16 protein-coding genes and 1 tRNA gene are annotated in these 18,674 nt (G+C 42.5%); 1 reads left to right on the top strand and 16 read right to left on the bottom strand.

Features of this window, described 5'->3' with window-relative positions; translation table 11 throughout:
- Positions 1 to 4 precede the first annotated feature (4 nt).
- The 15 genes from J8Z28_RS05645 to J8Z28_RS05575 all read right to left on the bottom strand — a co-directional run bounded on the left by J8Z28_RS05645 (position 5) and on the right by J8Z28_RS05575 (position 17,112).
- A complete protein-coding gene (locus tag J8Z28_RS05645) occupies positions 5 to 274 on the bottom strand; it encodes a K+/H+ antiporter subunit F (RefSeq protein ID WP_054553164.1) in 270 nt (89 codons plus the stop codon).
- Complete coding sequence (locus J8Z28_RS05640; RefSeq protein WP_054562091.1) at positions 268 to 804, bottom strand: Na+/H+ antiporter subunit E; 537 nt, start codon at positions 802 to 804, stop codon at positions 268 to 270. Before J8Z28_RS05640 ends, J8Z28_RS05645 begins: the two co-directional genes overlap by 7 nt.
- Positions 804 to 2,321 carry a monovalent cation/H+ antiporter subunit D gene (locus J8Z28_RS05635; RefSeq protein WP_239963908.1) on the bottom strand — a complete coding sequence of 506 codons (1,518 nt, stop codon included), beginning with the start codon at positions 2,319 to 2,321 and terminating at the stop codon, positions 804 to 806. Before J8Z28_RS05635 ends, J8Z28_RS05640 begins: the two co-directional genes overlap by 1 nt.
- Entirely contained in the window at positions 2,318 to 2,662 is a 345-nt protein-coding gene (locus tag J8Z28_RS05630; RefSeq protein WP_054553167.1) for a Na+/H+ antiporter subunit C, read from the bottom strand. Before J8Z28_RS05630 ends, J8Z28_RS05635 begins: the two co-directional genes overlap by 4 nt.
- Positions 2,662 to 5,454 (bottom strand): monovalent cation/H+ antiporter subunit A, encoded by a 2,793-nt coding sequence (locus J8Z28_RS05625; RefSeq protein WP_054562093.1) that lies wholly within the window; start codon positions 5,452 to 5,454, stop codon positions 2,662 to 2,664. Before J8Z28_RS05625 ends, J8Z28_RS05630 begins: the two co-directional genes overlap by 1 nt.
- A 211-nt stretch (positions 5,455 to 5,665) precedes the next feature.
- Positions 5,666 to 6,868 carry a hypothetical protein gene (locus J8Z28_RS05620; protein ID WP_250660056.1) on the bottom strand — a complete coding sequence of 401 codons (1,203 nt, stop codon included), beginning with the start codon at positions 6,866 to 6,868 and terminating at the stop codon, positions 5,666 to 5,668.
- Positions 6,852 to 7,730, bottom strand: a complete 879-nt coding sequence (nlpI, locus tag J8Z28_RS05615) for a lipoprotein NlpI (RefSeq protein ID WP_055021724.1) — start codon at positions 7,728 to 7,730, stop codon at positions 6,852 to 6,854. Before nlpI ends, J8Z28_RS05620 begins: the two co-directional genes overlap by 17 nt.
- Before the next feature lie 128 nt (positions 7,731 to 7,858).
- Positions 7,859 to 9,988: a polyribonucleotide nucleotidyltransferase gene (pnp, locus tag J8Z28_RS05610; protein ID WP_054562096.1), complete on the bottom strand. Its 2,130-nt coding sequence runs from the start codon at positions 9,986 to 9,988 to the stop codon at positions 7,859 to 7,861.
- 242 nt (positions 9,989 to 10,230) lie between these two features.
- Positions 10,231 to 10,500, bottom strand: coding sequence for a 30S ribosomal protein S15 (gene rpsO, locus J8Z28_RS05605; protein WP_054553172.1), 270 nt, complete (start codon positions 10,498 to 10,500; stop codon positions 10,231 to 10,233).
- Between the two features lie 110 nt (positions 10,501 to 10,610).
- A complete protein-coding gene (gene truB, locus J8Z28_RS05600) occupies positions 10,611 to 11,555 on the bottom strand; it encodes a tRNA pseudouridine(55) synthase TruB (protein ID WP_054553173.1) in 945 nt (314 codons plus the stop codon).
- Positions 11,555 to 11,959: a 30S ribosome-binding factor RbfA gene (gene rbfA, locus J8Z28_RS05595; protein WP_054553174.1), complete on the bottom strand. Its 405-nt coding sequence runs from the start codon at positions 11,957 to 11,959 to the stop codon at positions 11,555 to 11,557. The genes truB and rbfA overlap by 1 nt, the downstream gene beginning before the upstream one ends.
- A gap of 110 nt (positions 11,960 to 12,069) precedes the next feature.
- Positions 12,070 to 14,727, bottom strand: coding sequence for a translation initiation factor IF-2 (infB, locus tag J8Z28_RS05590; protein WP_054562097.1), 2,658 nt, complete (start codon positions 14,725 to 14,727; stop codon positions 12,070 to 12,072).
- Positions 14,728 to 14,752: 25 nt separating this feature from the next.
- Positions 14,753 to 16,252 (bottom strand): transcription termination factor NusA, encoded by a 1,500-nt coding sequence (gene nusA / locus J8Z28_RS05585; protein ID WP_054553176.1) that lies wholly within the window; start codon positions 16,250 to 16,252, stop codon positions 14,753 to 14,755.
- A gap of 38 nt (positions 16,253 to 16,290) precedes the next feature.
- Entirely contained in the window at positions 16,291 to 16,746 is a 456-nt protein-coding gene (gene rimP, locus J8Z28_RS05580) for a ribosome maturation factor RimP (protein WP_054562099.1), read from the bottom strand.
- A gap of 289 nt (positions 16,747 to 17,035) precedes the next feature.
- A tRNA-Met gene (locus J8Z28_RS05575) sits at positions 17,036 to 17,112 on the bottom strand.
- A 243-nt stretch (positions 17,113 to 17,355) separates the two neighbouring features.
- Here J8Z28_RS05575 and J8Z28_RS05570 point away from each other — a divergent pair.
- Positions 17,356 to 17,817: a globin family protein gene (locus J8Z28_RS05570; protein WP_250660055.1), complete on the top strand. Its 462-nt coding sequence runs from the start codon at positions 17,356 to 17,358 to the stop codon at positions 17,815 to 17,817.
- Here J8Z28_RS05570 and J8Z28_RS05565 read toward each other — a convergent pair.
- Positions 17,812 to 18,585, bottom strand: a complete 774-nt coding sequence (locus J8Z28_RS05565) for a DUF4124 domain-containing protein (protein WP_054562101.1) — start codon at positions 18,583 to 18,585, stop codon at positions 17,812 to 17,814. The two genes, J8Z28_RS05570 and J8Z28_RS05565, sit on opposite strands and share 6 nt — an antisense overlap.
- Between the last annotated feature and the right edge of the window lie 89 nt (positions 18,586 to 18,674).

Below are 18,674 nucleotides of genomic sequence, written 5' to 3'. Positions count from 1 at the left end.
TACCTTATTCAATAATATCGCCACGCAGCAGGTATTTACATACCGCTACAGTGCTCACAAAGCCAAGCATGGCGATTAATAATGCGGCTTCAAAATATAAATCGGTGCCCATGCTCATGCCATATAGAATAATTAAAGCAATGGTATTTATGAACATAGTATCTAAAGCCAATATACGATCAGGTACCGACGGCCCAACAATTAAACGCCATAGGTTTAACAGTAACGATATGGCTATCATTGCAAAAACAATTAGAAAAACGGTATCTAGCATCGAAAAATCTCCTTAAGCGGTGCTTCGTAGCGCTGCTTAATAGTATTAATTAACGCTTGTTCATCAGCTAAATCGAGTACATGAATCAATAAGTAGCGCTGCTGAATTTCTTCGCCCTCTTCGAGTGACTCAGGAATAGGATAAACCTCTGCGCTCACTGTACCTGGTGTTAAAGATACTGTGCTGGCCAAAATAGTGATTGGCATTTCATGGCTTAAATCCAATGGTACTTTAATAAAACCTGGGCGTAACTTTTTCGTTGGTCCAAGGATCAACAGAGCAACTTGTAAGTTAGCAGTGACAATATCGTACAGCACTAACAATAAGTGCCTAAACGCAAGACCTGGCCTGACAATAAGAGGCTGTGGATCACGAAATGGGAATGTGATCCACGGAATAGTAATAGCAAAAAATGCAGCTAAAAACAGATGTCCTGGCGACACACTATTATTTAACAACAGCCATACAATGAATAATAAAACACTGCGAAATGGTGTTGGCAACCAACGAAAGCGAGATTCTAAACGCATTATTGGCCTCCTTGTAATACAGCGTTGATACTAGTGTTGATATCAAACAACTGCTCTGACGTTGCTAACATATAGTCTGAAATCGGTCCTGCAAATACAACCATTAATGGTGAACACGCAAGTAATGCAACTACAGCTATCACTTTAACAGGGTGTGCTTTAGTGCCATCAATTGCTTCACTGTCTTTATGGGTGTGATCCCAAAATAAGCTGGTACCGGCTCGTGAAACCGCCACTAATAACGCTAAACTAGAAACTAGGTAGATTGGCCAAAACAACATGGCTTTTTCGCTATCTAACGTGCTCTTTAAAATCCATACTTTGCCGACAAAGCCAGATAACGGTGGCATACCAACAACAGCAAGTGCAGCCACTACAAAACAAGTACCAAGTAAATATGGCTGTGCAACGGCGCGCCCTGCAACTAACCGGTCAGCAACTTTACCACGTTGCTGAGCAATTAAATCCGCAATTAAGAATAGTGCAGCGCAAATAATGGTTGAATGCACTAAGTAGTAAAGTAATGCAGCTGTTGCTGAGACATTCTGAATCGCAACCAATGCCACTAAAGTACCCACAGATACAACCACCAGATTCGCAATAAGCTTTCTAAAATCTTGACTCGCTAATACACCAATACCACCCATCACTATGGTCGCTAGTGCTAAGCCCCATAACCAAGGCTGTGCCATGTGAGCGAGTTCGCCAGCATTATCACCAAATATTACGGTATACACGCGCAACATGGCATACACACCGACCTTGGTCATAATCGCGAATAATGCAGCAACTAATGGCATTGCACTGGCGTAGGTATTCGGTAGCCATAAATGTAACGGTAATAACGCGCCTTTTAACGCAAATACCACGATTAACAGCAAGCCACCAATTTTAGCAAGGTAAACATCATCACCCGTCAGCTGTGGTACTTTTTGCGCTAAATCAGCAATGTTCAATGTGCCTAACACACCATAAAGTACACCCAGCGCAATTAAGAATACGCTTGAACCAATCAGGTTTAAAATGACGTACTGCAGTGCAGCTCGGGTACTATGTTTGTTGCCGGCATGCATCAATAATGAATACGAAGCAATCAACAGCACTTCAAAAAATACGAACAGGTTAAATACATCGCCAGTTAAAAAGGCGCCATTTACACCTAACACTAAAAAGTGCACTAACGGATGGAAAAAGCTCCCTTTTTTATCATCGCCTGCACAGCTATAAAGCACCACAACTGCACCAAGGAAACTGGTAAGTAGCACAAGTAGCGTTGCTAGCCTATCGGCAACCAGCACAATACCAAATGGTGCAGACCAATCACCGATTGCGTAAACAAGCGGTGCGGTACTATTTACGTGAAATAATAAATAAGCACTGACCAATAGTGTGACAATCGACAAAATAACCGACGAAACACGACGAATATGTAAGTTTTTACCACATGGCGGCATGAGTAAAATCACCCCTGCCAACATCGGAATTAAAATTGGTAAAGAAGCTAAATGCTGAATCATTTTTGCTCCTTCGATGACTTAACAAGGTGACCATCAACATGGTCATTACCCAAGTCAGCACGGCCACGAATCGCTAAAATAACCACAAAAGCGGTCATCGCAAAGCCAATTACAATGGCGGTTAAAACCAGTGCTTGAGGGAGTGGATCGGCATACTCACTGCCTGTACCAAGTACAGCCGCTTTGTTAATAGTTAAACGACCTGAAGAGAATAAAAACAGGTTAACTGCATACGACAACATAGTCAGGCCGAGTACTACCGGGAAGGTACGAGCCCGTAATATTAAGTAAATTCCGCATGCAACCAGCACGCCGACGCATGATGCGTACAATACTTCCATTAAATATTTACCTCTTGCTTGGGTGTATCAGCAGTTAATTTACCTAAACTTGCTAAAATCATCAGCGTTGCACCTACAACAGTTAAATACACACCTAAATCAAATACGATAGCACTAGCAAGTTCTGTCTTGCCGACTAGCGGAATATCAAAATAATCAAACCAGGTTGTTAGGAATGGACGTTCGAAGAACCAACTTCCAATACCTGTAAACAATGCAATAGCAATACCTGACGCAATAATCTTACGATAATTCACGTCAAATCTGTCTGCAATCCAGTGCGAACCATTAGCCATATATTGCAAGATAAATGCAATCGCAGTGACCAGTCCTGCAATAAAACCACCACCTGGTAAGTTATGACCACGTAAGAAAATATACGCTGACACAAGTAATGCAAGTGGTAACAAGCTTTGTGAAATACTCGATAGTAGGATTGGATAACGCTCTCTTGCCCATGGGCGCCCTTCACTATCACTGGCAGGCATAAACAGCGGCAAGTTAATAAGAAGCTTATAAATACCTAACGCAGCAATACCCAATACGGTAATCTCACCTAGGGTATCAAAACCCCTAAAGTCAACGAGGATAACGTTTACAACGTTAGTACCACCACCGCCAGTTTTTGCATTAGCAACAAAGAAGTCAGAAATTGACTCAAGTGGTCTTGTCAGAAGTGCATAACAAATACTCGCCACAACCACACCAATTGCCGATGAGATACCTAGGTCACGCAAAATACGCAATGAGCTTGATTCTTTCGGAGTACGCTGTGGTAAAAAGAACAGTGCAAGCATCAGTAGCATTACGGTGACAACTTCAACCGTTAACTGAGTCAGCGCTAAATCTGGCGCCGAGAATCGAGTAAATGCAACAGATACCATCAGGCCTACGATTGAAATCATAATCAAAGATATCATTCGTGAGCGATGCCAAATAACCGTTGCCAGCGCACCTATTATTAGTAAGCCAGCACCAATAGCATTATGGAAATCGATTGGCGTTAACTCACTTGCTCCTGCTAACTGGCGCATTTCAAATAAAGGCCAGCCCGCACACATAAGCACCACAGCAATCATCACAAAGGCATAGCGCTGTAACGAGCCATTTTCGATTCGTTTAATCTTTTCTTGTGACCACTTAATTAAGCTATATAAGCCACGCTCAAAGCCTTTTTTAGCATTCAAAGTTGGCAATGAAGCTTGGAAGTGGAACAGGTGCTTACGCTGCACATAAATCATCACACCCACGCTTGTTGCAATAAAGCTCATTAACAGCGGTAAATTAAAGCCATGCCATACAGATAGCTTATAATCTGGGGCTGCATCGCCAAGCACTGCGAAAGATGCCGAAGCTAAAATATCACTTACAGCGAAGTGCGGGAACATACCGACGAGTAAACACAACACAACCAAAATTTCGATTGGTACACGCATATAGCGTGGTGGCTCATGAGGCTGTTTTGGCAAATCGATTGGGTCGCCGTTAAAAAACACGTCGTGAATAAAACGTGCTGAATACGCAACAGAGAGTGCACCAGCAATAGTCGCTAACACTGGAATTAACCAAGACATAGAGCCAAGCACTTGCTGATGCAGTGTTTCGGCAAAGAACATCTCTTTCGACAAGAAACCATTTAACAGTGGCACGCCCGCCATGGCTGCCGCTGCTACCATAGCAAGTGTGGCGGTATACGGCATAAAGCGCCACATCCCATTAAGTTTACGCATATCACGGGTGCCAGTTTCATGGTCAATGATACCCGTTGCCATAAATAACGACGCTTTAAAGGTTGCGTGGTTAATAATGTGGAAGATAGCAGCCACTGTAGCAAGCTCAGTGTCTAAACCAAGCAGTAAGGTAATTAAACCTAAATGGCTGATTGTTGAATACGCCAGCAAGCCTTTTAAATCATGCTTAAATAACGCGATATAAGCGCCAACCAATAAAGTCGCCAGACCCGTCATTGCCACTAAGATAAACCATGTATCTGTGCCTGAAAGCGCAGGATAAAAACGCGCTAATAAAAAGATACCTGCTTTAACCATGGTTGCAGAGTGTAGGTAGGCACTGACTGGTGTCGGTGCTGCCATGGCATGTGGTAACCAAAAATGAAATGGAAATTGTGCAGATTTGGTAAATGCACCTAAAAGCACTAATACCAACGCAGCCTCATAAAGTGCATGAGATTGAATAAGCGCTTTGCTTGCTAAAATCACATCAAGATTATAACTACCAACAATATCACCAATTAGTAATAAACCTGCTAGTAACGCAAGACCACCGGCACCTGTAATAGCAAGTGCCATACGCGCGCCTTTGCGAGCTTCTGACTTATGCCACCAATAGCTAATCAATAAGAACGAGCTAATACTGGTGAGCTCCCAGAAAAACCACAGCTGGATCACATTATTCGACATCACGATGCCGACCATTGCGGTCATAAATAGCATTAAATAGCAGTATAGCTTTGGCATTGAGTCGCTACTACTTAAGTAATAACGCGCATAAAAAATCACCAGGGTACCGATACCCAAGATCATATATAGAAAAAGTAACGTTAAACCATCAAGTCGAAACGAAACTTGCATGTTTAAAAGAGGGATCCACTCAGCAGTGTAGCGAATTGTTTCACCAGAAAAGACTGCAGGGGTATACGAAAATACAATTCCAAGGGCAATCAAAGGCGCTAACATGGTCAAAGCAGTGCTTTGGTTACGTGTTAGTTTTGAAGTGCAGGATGAAATAACACTGCCGATTAAGGATAACAGGGGTATCCAGAGCAAAGTCATAATTAGGAGCCTTTTAGTGTCATAAGAATATCAATACCGCTCTAGTTTTAATTAGTTGCGTACTGTTCATTTGGATGGTTAAAAGTTGGCTTCAAAAAAAGCTTACAATGCGTATAGTTATACTGATCAGGTGCTATTTTGTCTATAGGAGACACACCTATTTGCACAACATTTAACCGCTTTGCATACTAAAATAGCAATAAATAGACTATTAGTCAGAAAATTTCTGCTCTTTGGAAGCTGTTGTAAACACTGGCTTTAAGCCTAAAAAGGCAAAATATTCAGAAAACCGAATCGGCTTTGTTAAGGGCTGGTTAATTTGTTTTTGCCAAAGCTCACGGTATTGCTCAGACAAGCTCATTGTTTGGTACTGCATAATCGACCAATTAGGGCTTGGTTTATAGGCAAACTGATTGCTACAAGCGATACTTTTTTGCCAGCCTTTTGGTGGGGAAACCTTATTTGCAATAAACAGATTTGGTGCAACCAGCCCCTGTTGCTTACACAGCCACTGTTGTTTTTGCTCTGGTAAAGCATACTCATCTTCAAAGCCATTGAAATGCATTAGCTCATGTAAAAATACCGCATAAGATTGCGATGAATTGATATGCATAATCCCGCCAAGCACATTAGCAGCCCCTTGCTTTGACATCATCACAATAAAGTCAAAACCTTCAGGCCACGGATGCGCTGCCGCATTTTGCCAGTTACACTTAAGCGCCCCACTACTATCATCACAACTAAACTTATCAGCAACATAAACAACGTCAGTAAAACAAAAGCTTCCTTTTGCAGGCTCAGGCGCTTTACTGTATTGCTGCTTATACTGCTTTAAAGTATCAATGCCCTTGTAATGATCTGTCATCATTAAAATATTAAATTGGCACTGGCTGCTTGCTTGTACACTTGATGTTGATAAGGCTAATTGCTGTTGCTGCGCATAAGCTGGGTCAATTTGAGCTGGCGGCATTTGTTGCTGCAACAGCCAAGCTTGCTTGGCATTTCCCTCTGGTAACTTGCCAGCTTTACCTAGGTAACTTATATCGAGCCACTGGTTTGCTCTGACTAGCTGCTCCGCTAAGGTTTGTTGCTGAGCTGAATTGAATTTAGCAAAGTAAGGCTGCCACCATAATTTTGCTGCGGTGTAATCATGTTGCTGCAAAAACCTGAGCGCAAGCTGATACGCCGCATTGCTATCATTAAGCGTTGCCAACTGGCGAAGCTGTGAGTTACTCAGCACTAAATGCTGCAAATTAATGGCACTGGGTGCCAAATGATAGATAGCTGTTGCTTGTGAAGGAATAGTATTTGCGTAATAAGCGTAAGCGGGAATAAAACGAGACACTGAGCTTGGTACGAAACCCAAGCTCAGTAATAGAATAGCAGTAAAAAAAACCTTAGCTTGCGTTTTCACCAGCCATTAACTCAAGCTCTAAACGGGCATATTTGTATTCAACAAACTCATGCACATTGGTGGCAAGGGCAAGTCTAAAGTAATCGGCAGCAAGATAGTTATCACCCGCCGCTTGATGCATCTTCGCTAGGTAGAAATAGGCTTCGCATAAGCGGTGCGCATACTCTTGCTCTGAAGTTACACCTTCAATAATGCCAGATAAAAACTCAAACTCACTGATGTCACCTAAATAAAGTGCCAACAGTTGGTAACCCCATTGAGACTCATCAACACCCTGCGAGTTAGCTTTTAAATCAATTAAGGCCTGCGCTTTATCAGCTTCTGATTGGGCTAAATAAAGCCATAACACACGATAAGGATCGCTCGGTGAACGATTTAAAAACTGCTGTAAATCATCTTGTGCAAGTGATGGACGGTCACCATAGTAAAGGGCAATACCACGATTTAAATAGGCATACTCGTGTTGCTCGTTAAGCTCAAGTGCCGAATCAAAGAACTCATAAGCTTGTTCATACTGCTGCATTAGTGTGTGATGAATGCCTAAGAAGTTATACACTTCTGCTAGGTCTGGTTTGAGCTTAATCGCACGGTTAAAGTCAATACGCGCCAAGGTCGACATACCTAAGCTGTCAAATAATACACCGCGATCATAATAAAGTTTGGCTTGTTGCTCTGCACTTAAATCAGCACGATTTAGTAGTTCAGAATAACGAGCAATCGTAATTTCGTTACGAAAATCAGGTGCTAATGGTGCAGTAAAAGGCACATTAACAATAGGGACTGACTCAGGTTGTGAAGTTGTTTGACATGCACTTAAAGAAAAAATAGCCACAGCGGTCAATGCTAAGTGTTTAAAAATCATTAAATTCCTTAATACCTGAATTCTCTGTAGACAAAGGCGAAGCGGATAGGTTTCATTAAAGCATAAAAAAAGGGGCTAAACAGCCCCTTTTTCTTATATCCAGCAAATAACTGGTTATTCAATCATCATTAAGCGTCTTTAGACTCTTCTGCTTTTTCCTCAGCAGCTGGTTCCATTGCTTCTTTGATGCTTAGACGTACACGACCTTGGCGATCTACTTCAAGAACTTTAACTTTAACTTCTTGGCCTTCGCTTAGGTGGTCAGTTACGTTGTTAACACGCTCTGTGCTGATTTGTGAAATGTGCACTAGACCGTCTTTACCCGGAAGGATATTAACGAACGCACCAAAATCAACGATACGTACAACTTTACCAGTGTAGATAGTACCTACTTCTAGCTCAGCAGTTAATTGCTCGATACGCTTGATTGCATCGTTTGCGCTGATGCCATCAGTTGCAGCGATCTTGATTGTACCGTCATCTTCGATTTCGATCGTTGTGCCAGTTTCTTCAGTAAGTTGACGGATAGTTGCGCCACCTTTACCGATAACTTCAGCAATTTTCTTCGCAGGGATCTGCATAGTGTAGATGCGAGGTGCGAATTGAGATAACTCTTCAGAAGGTGCTGCAATCGCCTCGTCCATAACACCTAAGATGTGTAAACGTGCTGCTTTCGCTTGTTTAAGAGCGATTTGCATGATTTCTTTAGTGATACCTTCGATCTTGATATCCATTTGTAGTGCAGTGATACCGTTTGAAGTACCCGCTACTTTAAAGTCCATGTCACCTAAGTGATCTTCATCACCCAAGATATCTGAAAGAACAACGAAATCGTCGCCTTCTTTAACTAGACCCATCGCGATACCAGCAACAGATGCTTTAATTGGAACACCTGCGTTCATAAGTGCTAGTGACGTACCACATACTGATGCCATAGACGATGAACCGTTTGATTCAGTGATTTCTGAAACAACACGGATTGAGTATGGGAAGTCAGTAAGTGTAGGTAGTACCGCAGCAATACCACGCTTAGCTAGGTTACCGTGACCAATTTCACGACGCTTAGGAGAGCCTACAAAACCTGTTTCACCTACGCAGAACGGAGGGAAGTTGTAGTGAAGCATGAAGTGATGCTTGTTAGTACCTGTTAAGTCGTCGATTAACTGTGAATCACGCTCAGTACCAAGTGTTGCAGTTACAAGTGCTTGCGTCTCACCACGCGTGAAGATTGCAGAACCGTGAGTACGTGGTAAAACACCCGTCATTACGTCTAGTGCACGAACCATATCTGGTTCACGACCATCGATACGTTTTTCACCAGCGATGATACGACCACGAACGATTTCTTTTTCTAAAGAACCGAATAGTTTGCCAACTTCTTGCGTATCTAGCTCTTCGCCTTCAGCAAGTTCAGCTGTTAATGTAGCAACAACTTCTTCTTTCGCTGCACCTAGTGCTTCTTTACGCGCTACTTTGTCAGTGATGCGGTATGCTTCACCTACTTTATCAGCAGCAATTGCAGAGATTTTCTCAGCAAGTGTTACGTTTTTCTCTGGTGCAGTCCAATCCCAAGCTGGTTTACCCGCTTCAGCTTTGAACTCGTTGATTGCGTTGATGATAGCTTGAGATTGCTCATGACCATAAACAACCGCACCTAACATCACGTCTTCAGATAGTGTTTCAGCTTCTGATTCAACCATAAGTACAGCGTTATCAGTACCTGCAACAACTAGGTCTAATTGGCTTTCTTCAAGCTCAGCTAATGTTGGGTTAAGTACGTATTCACCGTTGATGAAACCAACACGTGATGCACCGATAGGACCATTGAATGGAATACCAGAGATAGCAAGTGCTGCTGAAGTACCAATCATAGCAACCATGTCAGGTTGGATTTCTGGGTTAACAGAAACAACTGTCGCGATTACTTGTACTTCGTTTACGAAGCCGTCTGGGAAAAGTGGACGGATTGGACGGTCGATTAGACGAGCGATAAGTGTTTCGCCATCGTTAGGACGACCTTCACGCTTAAGGAAACCACCAGGGATACGACCCGCAGCGTACATACGCTCTTGGTAGTTAACTGTTAGTGGGAAGAAGTCTTGACCTGGTTGTGCATCACGCTTACCAACAACTGTAACTAATACTGAAGTATCGCCAATGCTTGCTAGTACTGCGCCGTCAGCTTGACGAGCGATAGCACCTGTTTCTAGGGTCACAGTGTGTTGACCTAGTTGAAATTCTTTAATAATTGCTTGCACTTAAAAATGTCCTTTAAATGTAAAAGCAACTCAGAGCTGTGCTCCGAATTGGTAAAAAATAGTCCATCAAAGTACCAATTACAGTACTTAATTGTGCTTATGAAAACACGATTAAGTACTACAATTGGCAATGATGTTTTTTAATATCTAAGCAGTATCCACTACCTAGGTGTGCGCTAGTATACCTTTCATGCGCGCACAAAAAAAGGGGCTAAATAGCCCCTTTTCTCGTAATCTAGTTCTTAGCGACGTAGGCCAAGCTCTTGGATTAACGCAGTGTAACGTGCAATGTCTTTACCTTTAAGGTAGTCAAGCAGTTTACGGCGTTGGCTTACTTTGCGAAGAAGACCACGACGTGAGTGGAAGTCGTGCTTGTGGCTAGCAAAGTGACCTTGAAGCTTGTTGATATCGAAAGTTAGAAGTGCAACTTGTACTTCAGGTGAACCAGTGTCGCCTTCAGCGCGTGCAAATTTAGCGATGATTTCAACTTTTTCTTGATTGCTTAGTGACATAGTAACTCCAAAAATTAATTTAAATTGTGTTTTAGCCGATCACTAATTCAGCCAAAACGATTGAGCGGGGCGTATTCTACCCAGCTTTGCTAATAACTACAAGGTAATCTTTACTCAGGCAGTTGATTTGATAAGCCACGCTTTGATTTTAAATGACCGTCTTTATGACGCTCACCGGTACCAATGAACACCCCATCAGCCATTACCTTTACCACACCATCTGGTACAGGCTTACCAATCACGACTGTTTGACCATGACTAAATGCCACGCCCTGCTCTTGAGTAATCTCAATCACAGGTAAATCAACCAAAGCAGTATCCATTGGCAATAGTAGCTCATCTAGGTAGCTTGAAGGCGCAACATCGTCTGCTTTTGCTTGCTGTAGCTTTTCTTCAAGTTGCTCAAGAGTGACCATTTTTTCACTTGGATAATGGCCAACTGCACTGCGATGTAACATGATGACATGCGCACCACAGCCGAGCTTTTCACCTAAGTCGTCAACAATAGTACGAATATAAGTGCCTTTAGACACATGTGCCGTCATTTGTACTTCGTTATTAGCTTCATCAAACTCATCAAGCGTTAAACTAAATACATTAATTTTTCGACACTTACGCGGCACTTCGATACCTTCGCGAGCATATTTATACAAAGGCTGACCTTGGTATTTAAGCGCAGAGTACATCGAAGGGTATTGATCCGACTCACCTAAGAAACTGGCAATTTGCTCAGCTAATTGTTCACGGGTGACCGATACGTCGCGCGTTTCAACCACTTCACCATCTGAATCAGAGGTCGTGGTTCGCTCACCAAGTTTGGCGCGTACAACATAGGTTTTGTCAGTATCAAGCAAGAACTGGGTAAACTTAGTCGCTTCACCAAAACAAATAGGCAGCATACCCGTCGCGAGCGGATCAAGCGCACCGGTGTGGCCTGCTTTTTGAGCAAAGTAAATTCCCTTTGCTTGCTGCAATGCTTTGTTTGATGAAATACCTTGCGGCTTATTAAGTAATAAGATGCCGTCAATAGCACGACCTTTACTGCGTCTAGCCATTAGTCTTTAGTGCCTTCTTCGCTGTCATCTTCGTCTACATGCTTGGCATTGTCTTCACGAATAACTGAGTCAACCAAGTTTGAAATACGCATACCTTCCATAAGTGAGTTATCGATCACAAAGCGTAACTCAGGCATGATGCGCGCACGAATACGTTTACCTAATAAAGAACGAATATAACCCGTTGCTTCATTTAAGATTTTAGCGCTTTGCTTGGCTTTATCTTCATCATCAGTATTAAACACTGTGATAAATACTTTTGCGTAAGATAAGTCGCGAGATACCTCAACCGCAGACACTGTCACCATACCTAAGCGTGGATCTTTGATTTCGCGTTGCAGAATAACAGCAATCTCTTTTTGAATTTGCTGTGCAACACGATCAGTGCGAGAAAATTCTCTCATTTCATTTCACTCTAAAATAATAACTTATTGATGTTAAAGAATAAGTTAATTTAATTACGAATACACAAATGGGGGCTAGGCCCCCATTTAAAGCAATAACTTAAACGAAATTAAAGTGAACGTTGTACTTCAACCGTCTCGAATACCTCGATTTGGTCGCCAACTTTAACATCGTTGTAGTTCTTAACGCCGATACCACATTCCATACCGTTACGAACTTCTTGTACGTCATCTTTAAAGCGACGTAGTGACTCAAGTTCACCTTCATAGATAACCACGTTATCACGAAGTACACGGATAGGCGCGCTACGCTTAACGATACCTTCAGTAACCATACAACCTGCGATTGCACCAATCTTAGGTGACTTGAACACGTCACGAACTTCAGCAAGACCAATGATCTCTTGCTTGAATTCTGGTGCAAGCATACCTGACATCGCTTGTTTAACTTCTTCAATCAGGCTGTAGATTACGCTGTAGTAACGTAAATCTAGGTTTTCTGACTCAATTACTTTACGAGCTGATGCATCAGCACGTACGTTAAAGCCAACAACGATTGCGTTAGACGCCGCTGCAAGCGTTGCATCAGTTTCAGTGATACCACCTACACCTGAACCAACAATCTTCACTTTAACTTCATCAGTAGAAAGCTTAGTTAATGAATCAGCAATTGCTTCAATTGAACCTTGTACGTCAGCTTTAAGAACGATGTTAACTTCTGAGACATCACCTTCAGCCATATTCGTAAACATGTTTTCAAGCTTCGCTTTTTGTTGACGAGCAAGCTTCACTTCACGGAACTTACCTTGACGGTAAAGTGCTACTTCACGCGCTTTACGCTCATCTTTAACTACTGTTGCTTCATCACCAGCAGCAGGGATACCAGATAGACCTAAAATCTCAACTGGGATAGATGGACCCGCAGACTTGATGTCTTTACCGTTCTCATCTTTCATCGCACGTACACGGCCATATTCAAGACCACAAAGTACGATATCACCTTGGTTAAGCGTACCAGACTGAACTAGGATTGACGCAACTGGACCACGACCTTTATCTAGACGCGATTCAATTACAACACCTGCAGCCATACCTTCAGCTGGCGCAGTTAGCTCAAGTAGCTCAGCTTGCATTAATACCGCTTCAAGTAGGTCATCAATACCTAAACCAGTTTTCGCAGAGATGTGTACAAACTGTGTTTCACCACCCCACTCTTCTGGGATAACGTCTAGTTGTGCTAGCTCGTTCTTAACGCGATCTGGGTCGATGCCTTCTTTATCCATTTTGTTTACTGCGATGATTAAAGGAACGCCTGCAGCACGCGCGTGCTGAACCGCTTCTTTAGTCTGTGGCATTACACCATCATCCGCAGCAACTACTAGGATTACGATATCCGTTGCTTTAGCACCACGTGCACGCATTGATGTAAACGCGGCGTGGCCTGGAGTATCTAAGAAAGTAATCATGTTGCCATTCGTTTCAACGTGGTATGCACCAATGTGCTGAGTAATACCACCGGCCTCACCAGAGGCAACTTTTGCTGAACGAATGTAGTCAAGTGTTGACGTTTTACCGTGGTCAACGTGACCCATTACTGTTACAACCGGTGCACGAGGAATCGCTTTACCTTCTTCGCTACGGTCGTTTAGAACTTTCTCTTCTAATTCGTTTTCTTTAACGATAATAACCTTGTGACCCATTTCTTCAGCAACAAGCTGCGCTGTTTCTTGGTCAATCACTTGGTTGATGGTAACCATGTCACCCATCTTCATCATCGTTTTAACAACTTCAGCACCTTTAACTGCCATGCGTGATGCAAGCTCAGCAACAGTGATTGTTTCACTGATACGAACTTCGTTTTTCACGTCAGCTGTTGGTTTTTGGAAACCATGTTGTAAAGACGTTGGTGCTTTAAGCTTGCCTTTCTTACCTTTAGGACCGGCAGCCTGTTTATCTTTTTGAGGTCCTTTTTTCTTTTTCTTACGACGAGCGCTATTCTCTTCACGTGCATCAGATTCATCTTCTGCTTCACGTGCGTAAGTTGAAGTCGTAAGGTGGTGATCAGCGTTTTCTTCACGCTGCTTACGCTCTTCTTCTTCCTTTTTCCAGCGAGCTTCATTTTCTTCAGCTAGCTTTCTTGCCTCTTCTGCTTGACGTTTCGCTTCTTCTTCAGCTTTTCTCAATGCGGCCTCTTCTGCTTCTTTTTGCAGACGCTCAGCTTCGGCGCGATCTTGTTCAGACTTAGCACTTTGCTCTGGGGTCATCTGCTTCTGTTTCGCTTTACGCTCAGCTTCAGCTTTACGTTTAGCCTCTTCTTTGGCTTTACGCTCAGCTTCTTCTTTCGCTTTGCGCTCTGCCTCTTGTTTCGCTTTAAGCTCCTCAGCTTCTTGCTGGGCTTTAAGCTCTGCTGCTTTACGTGCAGCTTCTTCTGCAGCTAAACGCTCTTCTTCTTGCTGTTGCTCAATGGCGCTTTTCTTAACGTAAGTACGTGTTTTACGTACTTCAACTTGCACAGACTTCGCTTTACCTGTAGAGCCAGTTACGCTTAGCGTACTTTTGCTTTTACGTTGCAAAGTCATGCGAGCTGGGCCTTCTGAGCCCGTGCCGCCGTGCTGCTTGCTCAAGTGATCTAATAACGTCGACTTTTCAGACTCAGTTACCATATCACCTGCTTTTTTAGAAATACCGGCTTGTTCTAGCTGCTGTAGTAATTTATCAACAGTTGTACCAATATCTCCGGCTAGTTTTTCAACATTTACTTCTGCCATAGTGTGTAATACCTCCGTTAATAAATTACTCGTCTGCGAACCAACAAATGTTACGCGCAGCCATAATCAGCTTGCCAGCTTCTTCTTCTGAAAGTTCAGTGATGTCTACTAACTCATCAATGCCTTGCTCAGCTAAGTCTTCAAGTGTTACTACACCTTTACTTGCCATAACAAATGCAAGGTGACGCTCTAAGCCTTCAAGCGCTAGTAGGTCTTCTGCAGGTTCTGCACCTTCTAGGCTTTCTTCAGTTTTAAGCGCTTTCGTTGTTAATGCGTCTTTTGCACGTGAACGTAAGATATCAACTGTTTCTTCATCTAAACCGTCAATTTCTAAGAATTCTGATGCAGGTACGTAAGCCACTTCTTCAAGTGTTGAGAAACCTTCGTTGATAAGTAAAGTTGCAAACTCATCATCGATATCTAAGTATTCAGTGAATAAGTTGATTAGCTTATCTGATTCAGCTTCGTTCTTCGCACGCATGTCATCAACTGTCATTACGTTTAATTCCCAACCAGTTAACTGGCTAGCAAGACGAACGTTTTGACCATTACGACCGATTGCTTGTGCTAGGTTATCGGCTTCAACAGCGATATCCATTGAATGTGTATCTTCGTCCATTACGATTGACGCAACTTCTGCTGGTGCCATTGCATTGATAACGAATTGCGCTGGGTTGTCATCGTAAAGAACGATATCAACACGCTCACCACCAAGCTCAGTTGAAACTGCTTGTACACGTGCACCACGCATACCAACACACGCACCTACTGGGTCGATACGTTTGTCGTTAGATTTTACCGCGATTTTTGCACGAGAACCTGGATCACGTGCAGCTGCACGTAGTTCAATCATCTCTTCGCCAATCTCTGGCACCTCAATGCGGAAAAGTTCCATTAGCATTTCTGGCTTAGAACGCGTTACAAATAACTGCGCGCCACGTGCTTCTGGCTTAACTTCGTAAAGAAGACCACGGATACGGTCACCTGGACGGAAGTTTTCACGCGGTAACATATCATCACGGTAGATAACCGCTTCAGCATTGTTACCAAGGTCAAGTACGATTGCATCACGGGTTGCTTTTTTAACAACACCTGTTACTAATTCGCCTTGTTGATCTTTGTATTCTTCAACCACTAATGCACGCTCAGCTTCACGTACTTTTTGTACGATAACTTGCTTAGCCATTTGTGTTGTAATACGGTCAAACTTGATTGACTCAATTTGTTCTTCAACGTAATCACCTAATTGTAGGCTTTCGTCTTCAACCTGAGCCGCTTCAAGTGTGATTTCGCTGTAAGGGTTTTCTAAAGAACCATCTTCAAGAACTTCAGCAATCTTCCAACGACGGAATGTGTCGTAATCACCTGTTTTACGGTCGATTGATACGCGAACTTCGATTTCGCCATCGTGTTTTTTCTTTGTTGCAGTCGCTAATGCGAACTCTAACGCTTCAAAAATCTTTTCTTTTGGAACCGCTTTCTCATTGGAGACGGCTTCAGCAACCAATAATATTTCTTTTGCCATGGGTTATGCCTCGCTTGCCCTATTCCTTCGCACTCGAATTAAAACTTTGCGATGATGTTCGCACGTTCAATGTTACTAAGCATAATCATATGCTCAGCGCCATCTGCTGAAAGTGTGATCATATCACTGCTAACTGATACTAAATCGCCTTTAAAGTTACGACGACCATCTTGCGGAAGCTTTGTACGCACGCGTACTTCTTCTCCTTGCGCCTTCTCGTAGTGATCTTGTTTGAATAATGGACGATCAACACCAGGAGACGAAACTTCCAAATCATATTCATTTGTAATTGGGTCTTCGACGTCTAAAATTGCGCTAACTTGACGACTAACGTCGGCACAATTGTCAACCGTAATCCCTGCATCGTGATCGATATAAACACGTAATGTAGAGTGGCGACCAGCTTGCACAAACTCAAGACCATGTAACTCAAAGCCTAACATTTCAACGGCCGGTGAGAGCATGGCTACTAAATCTTGCTCAAGTTTTGTCACGAAAATCCTCCATACAAACAAAAAAAGGGCATATAGCCCTGAAATACTGAGTTTAATAATGATTTAAAATCACCGCCAAGCAGATACAACAACGCCCCGAACCAAGCGGGGCGTCACACCTAAAGCATAAAACTGTGTGGCCTAGGGCCAAGCTTGGTTGCGAGTCAGTCACCTGACTAAATTAAACTAGATAGCCTAAACGCAAAACGCGCATTACCAGAATGCGCGACTTCATACAGTAAAAATTACTGTGCATACTAAGTACACTTACAATGCCTTAGCATGTATTTGGTTGCGGGAGCCGGATTTGAACCGACGACCTTCGGGTTATGAGCCCGACGAGCTACCAGGCTGCTCCATCCCGCGCCAATAGATATTAAAAGTAACTTAATATCATTTAATCGAGTGTTAAACACCTCAATTCAATGGCGGCTATTATAAGCATGTAGCGCTCAATTAGCAACCTTCCTACATGAATTAGTTAGACTATTTTTTGCCTAAAAATTTTATGACAACCTTGTCATAAAATTTCCCATAACTGAAAATTCTCGTCTGTATTTAGTCATATAATAAGAACAACCTATAGCCTTGGCTATTAAGCGATTTACTATGAGTCTATCTTCATTTCAAAAAAGACTGTTACTACAAGATATTGAATTGCTAAAACCGGATTTCCATCAGTTTACAAGCGCATATCATCGCAGTCTTAGTACTCGTCAATTAACCATGACAGTGCCTGAGCAAGAAAGCATAACTAAGCGCAGCTATATTCTTTACTGTGCGCTCAACAAAGTAGTAAGCCACCTCGATGACTTACAGCAAGTCACGCCGTTTATTCATTATTTAGCGAATAATTTGAGCTTTTTAAACGTGTCATTTGAAGATATCGATACCCTTTGCGATGCCTTTATTGATACGCGCAAATCGTATATTCACCACATTAGTACGCAATTACATCAAGCTTGGCTGCAAGCTACGAGAATATTTGCCAACATCGTAAAAAGTTACTTTTTTGCTTATTCAAATGTGGTGTCGTTTAGCGCCTATTGCCCAGCACGCTTAAGCTCATAGTTTGGTCAATTCGCTGTTGAGCCTATCTATTTGTTTTTGTTCAATGGCGATTAAGGTGTTAAAACGACTCGTTAAAGCTGTCATTTTGTCAGCTAGTGCGTTATCGCTATTCGCACCAGCTAAATTACGAGGGCGGCTACTTAGTTGTTGCTCAAGCTCTGACATTTGCATGTTTAACTCACTTTGATAAGTATCTATTTTATTTTCATGCTCTGAAATTTTACGCATAATTTGTTTTGAGCGAATAAAACTAGCAACCTCATTATTAGCAACCGTATTTGCAGATGAAGTTAACGTGTATTTTTCAGCCGTGAGTCTATCAATACTGCGCTGCTCACTGTCGATAAGCACGCCGTAACGCTCAGATACTGCTGTCATTTGTTTGGCGATTGCAGCTTGTTTTTTAGCCCCCACCAAGTTACGTAGCTGAGCATCTGATTGCTCAGTTAAAGCCACTATCTCCCTGTCCATTTTGAGCTTGAATGTGTCAATTTTATTGTTATGTTCTGCTATTTGCGCATCGATTTGCTTTAAGCGGATATAACGGTCGACCTCTGCGGTATCTTTACCTGCTGATGCTTGTGCAGCATTATCTGACGCGCCCGAAAGGTGTGGATTTTGTTCTTTAATGGTAATCAACTTTGCATCTTTGCCACAGGGCTGTTGGCTAAATTCAGCAACACCGTTTTTCTCACAGTGATAAACAGTGCTGTGGCCCAAAGGGCAAACTAACAGGCTTATAAATAGTAAATGTAAGTTAATTTTCATCTCGACCCTTCCTTAGTAGTGACTCATTAAAAATGCCACTAATGTACCTTTTATAGACTATATTTATCGATCTATCTTTGTGATTGCTT

This window comes from Pseudoalteromonas sp. SCSIO 43088 (genome assembly GCF_023650795.1).
GTDB lineage: Bacteria > Pseudomonadota > Gammaproteobacteria > Enterobacterales > Alteromonadaceae > Pseudoalteromonas > Pseudoalteromonas shioyasakiensis.
The sequence above is the reverse complement of the archived record's forward strand: the minus strand, read 5'-3'. Positions and strand labels throughout refer to the sequence as shown.

Coding starts and splice junctions, on each gene's coding strand:
- J8Z28_RS05625 (WP_054562093.1), bottom strand. CDS start 5,454: ATGACTTTGCTCTGGATACCCCTGTTATCCTTAATCGGCAGTGTTATT.
- J8Z28_RS05570 (WP_250660055.1), top strand. CDS start 17,356: ATGAGTCTATCTTCATTTCAAAAAAGACTGTTACTACAAGATATTGAA.
- truB (WP_054553173.1), bottom strand. CDS start 11,555: ATGGCTAGACGCAGTAAAGGTCGTGCTATTGACGGCATCTTATTACTT.
- J8Z28_RS05635 (WP_239963908.1), bottom strand. CDS start 2,321: ATGATTCAGCATTTAGCTTCTTTACCAATTTTAATTCCGATGTTGGCA.
- nlpI (WP_055021724.1), bottom strand. CDS start 7,730: ATGATTTTTAAACACTTAGCATTGACCGCTGTGGCTATTTTTTCTTTA.
- rpsO (WP_054553172.1), bottom strand. CDS start 10,500: ATGTCACTAAGCAATCAAGAAAAAGTTGAAATCATCGCTAAATTTGCA.
- J8Z28_RS05565 (WP_054562101.1), bottom strand. CDS start 18,585: ATGAAAATTAACTTACATTTACTATTTATAAGCCTGTTAGTTTGCCCT.
- rbfA (WP_054553174.1), bottom strand. CDS start 11,959: ATGAGAGAATTTTCTCGCACTGATCGTGTTGCACAGCAAATTCAAAAA.
- nusA (WP_054553176.1), bottom strand. CDS start 16,252: ATGGCAAAAGAAATATTATTGGTTGCTGAAGCCGTCTCCAATGAGAAA.
- infB (WP_054562097.1), bottom strand. CDS start 14,727: ATGGCAGAAGTAAATGTTGAAAAACTAGCCGGAGATATTGGTACAACT.
- J8Z28_RS05640 (WP_054562091.1), bottom strand. CDS start 804: ATGCGTTTAGAATCTCGCTTTCGTTGGTTGCCAACACCATTTCGCAGT.
- J8Z28_RS05645 (WP_054553164.1), bottom strand. CDS start 274: ATGCTAGATACCGTTTTTCTAATTGTTTTTGCAATGATAGCCATATCG.
- J8Z28_RS05630 (WP_054553167.1), bottom strand. CDS start 2,662: ATGGAAGTATTGTACGCATCATGCGTCGGCGTGCTGGTTGCATGCGGA.